At 40.8% G+C, this 1,190-nt stretch carries 1 protein-coding gene; it reads left to right on the plus strand.

Going from position 1 to position 1,190, the window contains the following annotated elements; genetic code table 11:
• Positions 1-43 precede the first annotated feature (43 nt).
• Positions 44-1,190 (plus strand): transposase (locus tag ACTQ1L_RS15180; RefSeq protein ID WP_441368087.1); only part of this gene is annotated, 1,147 nt, incomplete at its 3' end.

Consider the following 1,190-nt stretch of genomic DNA (forward strand, 5'->3'; position numbering starts at 1 on the left):
ATAAGTGGTATTATATAAGCAGAAGAAAGCGAGGAAACCACTTATGTCTTTTAAATCAAATGATAGTCAGCAGATTACATTAAATGATGCTTTATTCGGTCTTACAGACCGTGAAAAACGCATGCTTGAAAAATCATGGGCTAAACCATTCGCAGAGAAAATATTTCCTAAGATTGATGAAAGCCGTTTTGTATGTCTGTACAGCGATAAAGCATCACGTCCAAACACACCTGTCAATGTATGTGTTGGAGCTCTTATTCTCAAAGAACTTTTAAACCTGACTGATGACGAAATGGTCGAGTCGCTTGCTTTTGATGTCCGGTTTCAGTATGCACTTCATACAACAAGTTTTGAAGAGCAGCCGCTTTCCGATAAAACGCTGAGTCGCTTTCGTAAACGCTGTTATACTTACGAACTTGCCACTGGCACAGATCTTATCTATGAAACCATTACCGGGCTTTCTGGTGAAATGGCAAAAATCATGAAAATAAATGGACAGATCCAGCGTATGGATTCTCTAATGGTTGCTTCCAATATCAAGCGTTTGAGCCGTATGGAACTGTTATATACCTGTGTCTCAGATCTTGTTGTGTATCTTCACAAACATAATGAAGATGACAAGCTGGAGGGATTGGAGCATTACTATAATCCTGATGATTATAATAAAGTCATTTACCGGCAGCGGAAGGAGGACTATGACCAGAGAATCCTGACAATCCTGTCAGATGCTGACAGCCTGATTAAGAAATGTAACGGCAGCTATGACGATGTACCGGAATATCAGCTTCTTGTCCGAGCATTTTCAGAGCAGGTGATCAGAGAAGATGATAAGCTGCGCCTGAAAACAAAAAAAGATGGAGGCATGAATTCTTCCATACTTCAAAATCCTGCTGACCCGGAAGCAACTTACCGTGAAAAAGCTGGAAAACAGTATCGTGGCTATGCTGCAAATGTAACAGAGTCTGTAGGTGAAGATAAGTCAATCATAACGGATTATCAGTTTGATTCAAATACGCACAGTGACAGCGATTTTCTCAAAGAACATCTCGAATCTGTTGAGCGGACACCCGAGCGTAATACTCTGGTTACAGATGGTGCTTACAGCAGTGAAGCCAACCGTCAGCTTGCTGATGATAAGAACATTGATCTTGTTACAACAGATCTTCTTGGAAGAGATGCCAGAGATATCT

The organism is Agathobacter sp. LCP21S3_B2, from assembly GCF_052118705.1.
In the GTDB taxonomy this organism is placed as follows: Bacteria; Bacillota; Clostridia; order Lachnospirales; family Lachnospiraceae; genus Roseburia.